This is a genomic window from Duganella rhizosphaerae, from assembly GCF_040364205.1.
Classification (GTDB): Bacteria; Pseudomonadota; Gammaproteobacteria; order Burkholderiales; family Burkholderiaceae_D; genus Rugamonas; species Rugamonas rhizosphaerae.
Genome location: NZ_BPWK01000077.1, coordinates 1 through 515, shown reverse-complemented (window position 1 = coordinate 515; position 515 = coordinate 1). Strand labels below are relative to the sequence as shown.

General features: G+C 67.0%; 1 protein-coding gene. It reads right to left on the bottom strand.

Annotated features, from left to right (window positions below):
- A partial coding sequence (locus RUGAMON1_RS32670; protein ID WP_445234429.1) for a type VI secretion system Vgr family protein occupies nucleotides 1–515 on the bottom strand: 515 nt, incomplete at both ends.

Sequence of the window (515 nt, the reverse complement as noted above, 5' to 3'; positions counted from 1 at the left end):
GCATCGGCCTTGGCCGCATCCAGGCTGGCATTGCCCACCATGCCCGACACCGCAGCCAACATCGCCTTCAACGGTGCCGACTTGTCATCCAGCGCGCTCTCATCTGCCTTGGTCGCGCCGATGTGCGCGGCCAGCGCCACCGTCTCATGCGTCTTGGCCGCATCGCTGAACGTCTGCCCCAGCTGAACCGCCTGCTTCAGCAGCGCGATGCCTGCCGTGTTATCGCCTATCGGCTCGCGCTCACTGGCGCTGTGACTGATCGCATAGCTCGACACCAGCAAACCGCCGGCAGCGCGCACCGCGCCGTACGCATCGGTACGCAGTTCGGCGCCCTGCCCGCGCAGGCTGCCGCGATAGTTGTCGGCGCTGTGGATCAGATGGCCCAACGTCAGCTCGCTGGCCGCATGCGTTGAGCGCAGCTGCACGCGTCCCTGCGCATCGGTATCGTCGAACAGCAGCTGGTTGTAGCCAGACGCGCCAAACTCCTTGCTGCGCACGCCCCACTGCGCCGCCGC